The organism is Brevundimonas sp. (assembly GCF_041648615.1).
Lineage (GTDB): Bacteria > Pseudomonadota > Alphaproteobacteria > Caulobacterales > Caulobacteraceae > Brevundimonas.
This window is the reverse complement of record NZ_JBAZOS010000096.1, coordinates 1-2,579: the sequence shown is the minus strand read 5'-3', so window position 1 is coordinate 2,579 and position 2,579 is coordinate 1. Positions and strand designations below refer to the sequence as shown.

3 protein-coding genes are annotated in these 2,579 nt (G+C 67.5%); all 3 read left to right on the top strand.

All coding sequences use genetic code 11. The features are described 5' to 3' along the window. The coding region (locus tag WC555_RS15705; protein WP_373255077.1) for a DUF2336 domain-containing protein at nt 1-1,034 on the top strand (1,034 nt) is incomplete at its 5' end. Nucleotides 1,035-1,065: 31 nt separating this feature from the next. After that, complete coding sequence (locus WC555_RS15700; RefSeq protein ID WP_292127230.1) at nt 1,066-1,848, top strand: NAD kinase; 783 nt, start codon at nt 1,066-1,068, stop codon at nt 1,846-1,848. Nucleotides 1,849-1,915: 67 nt separating this feature from the next. Continuing rightward, nucleotides 1,916-2,392, top strand: a complete 477-nt coding sequence (locus WC555_RS15695; protein ID WP_292127228.1) for an Hpt domain-containing protein — start codon at nt 1,916-1,918, stop codon at nt 2,390-2,392. The last annotated feature ends 187 nt before the right edge of the window (nt 2,393-2,579 follow it).

Here is a 2,579-nt window from a genome sequence, read left to right as displayed (position 1 = left end):
TCCTGCTGGGCGTGGTCGCCCTGTGCGACGCCTGTCCGCCGACGGGAGAGATTTCCCCGGTGCTGGGCGAAATATTCCTGACCCTCGCCCGACAGGCCGAGCGCGAGGTCCGCAAGGTCTTGTCCGAGAAGCTGGCCCACGCGGAATGGGCGCCTGCCGCCCTGGTCAACGTCCTCGCCCTTGACGAAATCGAGATCGCTCGCCCGATCCTGGCTTCCAGCCCGATCCTGCAAGACGAGGACCTGTTGCGGGTGCTGATCGAGGCCTCGCTTGAACACCAGATCGCCGTCGCCCGCCGGCCCGGGATCAGCGGCCGCGTGGCCGACGCCGTGATCGATCAGGGCGATCCCGCCGTGCTGATGGCCCTGACGACCAACCGAACGGCTGAAATCAGCGCCGACGGCGTGCGCCGGCTGGTTGAGCATTCGCGCCGCATCGCGGCGCTACGCGGCCCCCTGACCCGCCACCCGCTCCTGACCGAAGCCTTGGCCGAACAGCTCTACCAGTGGGTTGGAACGGCCCTTCGCCAGTCCATCGCCGCCCGCTTCAAGGTCAATGAACAGGTCCTGGGAAAGGCGGTCTACGACGCCGTCGAAGGCGTTCTTCGGCCGGCCAGCCCTGAACAGCCCCCCCCGGACCAGGGCGCTCGGGACGAGATGGAGCGGCGGCTGGTCGACAAGTTGCAGTCCGCAGGACAGCTGCGCCCCGGCCTGCTGATCCGGGCCATTAGGGAGAAACGCCTGGGCCTGTTCGCGCATGGACTGGCGGCGCTGGGCGGATTCTCCATCGGCCAGATTCGCGTCGCCCTGGACGCCGCGACGCCGGAAGCCCTGTATTACGCCTGCGCCGCAGTCGGGATCGACCGGGCCGTCTTCCCGACCCTTCTGGTCGAACTGCGCAAGCTCAACGCTTCCTTGCCCGGCGACCGGGGCGAGGCCGTCTGGCTACGCGGCGCCCTTTCGCAGGGATCGGCGGCGCGCGCTTTCAAGGTCCTGATCGGCGACGACCACAGGGAACTTCAAGCCGCCGTTTGACTTCGCCGTCCGGCTCGGCTTGCGTGCATTCGTGACCGAACCAGCGCCGCCCCCCCTCCGCATCGCCTTCACCGCCTCGGATCGACCCGAGGCGCAAGCCGCGCGTGAGAGGCTGGTGGCACGCTACGGCTCGGTCGACCCCGCCGAAGCCCAGGTCATCGTGGCGCTCGGCGGCGACGGCTTCATGTTGGAGACGCTGCACACCGTCATGGAGCGGCGGACGCCGGTCTTCGGCATGAACCGCGGCTCGGTGGGCTTCCTGATGAACGATTTCGAGGAAGAGGGCCTGCTGGAGCGGCTCGCCGACGCCGGCCGCGCCGTCATCCATCCCCTGCAGATGGATGCCTGGACCGAGGCCGGACAGAAACATAGCGGTCTGGCCATCAATGAGGTCTCGTTACTGCGGCAGACCCGACAGAGCGCGAAGCTGCGGATCATCGTCGACGGTCGGGTCCGGCTGGAGGAGTTGTCCTGCGACGGATGCATGCTGGCCACCGCGGCCGGGTCGACCGCCTATAATCTGTCGGCGCACGGCCCGATCATTCCGCTCGACTCCCGCGTCCTGGCGCTGACGCCGATCAGCGCCTTCCGGCCCCGGCGCTGGCGCGGGGCCCTCCTGCCGCATCAATCGAAGGTGTGTTTTGAGGTGCTTGAGCCTGACAAGCGGCCGGTCAGCGCGACGGCTGACGACCTCGAGATCCGGCGGGTGGCCCGCGTCGAAGTCCGGGAGCGACGGGATATCGCGCTCACCATGCTGTTCGACGCCGGCCGGTCGTTCGAGGAACGGGTTCTGGCCGAGCAATTCGCCTCCTGAAGGGCGTGCACCGTTTTTTAGGGACGTGGGTGCGAGGGTTGACCTCAGTCGTCCTCAGGAGTCAGCCGTGAGCAACCCGGCCCAGGTCATTCGTCCTCCCAACACTCTTCGCATGAAGGTCGGCGGAGGATTCGGCGGTATCGACGCCGGCGCCATCGCCAAGGCCGAACAGGCCCTGCAGGCGATGTCCGCCCAGTTCGGGCAATGGCTTCAGGATGAGATCACCAAACTGGACAAGGCCCAGTCCGACATCCGCACCCTCGGCTACAGCGACGAGACGGCCGAGGCGCTCTATTTCCGCGCCCATGACCTGAAGGGGCTGGGAACGACCTACCAGTATCCGCTGGTGACTCGCCTCGCCGGCTCGCTCTGCAAGATGCTGGACGATCCTGCCAAGCGAATGGCGGCGCCGACCCTGCTGCTGGACGCCCATATCGACGCCATCAAGGCTGTGGTCCGGGACGAAATCCAGACGGATGACCACCCGGTCGGCAAGGTGCTGGCGGAAACGCTCGAAGCGCGCGTCGCCGCCCACCTGAGCTGAGAACTGCCACTCCGACGGCAGGATTCTGACGCCCGCCCCAGGCGGGCGTTTTGCTGTCAGGCCGCGGCGCTGACCCGCGCTCTTGCAGGCATGGGGTCGTGGTCCAGCCGCTCCATCAGATAGGCCAGGTCCTCGCGCGGCGCATTGGGACGCTGCGTCAGGAACCGTTCCAGCATCTGCTGACGGA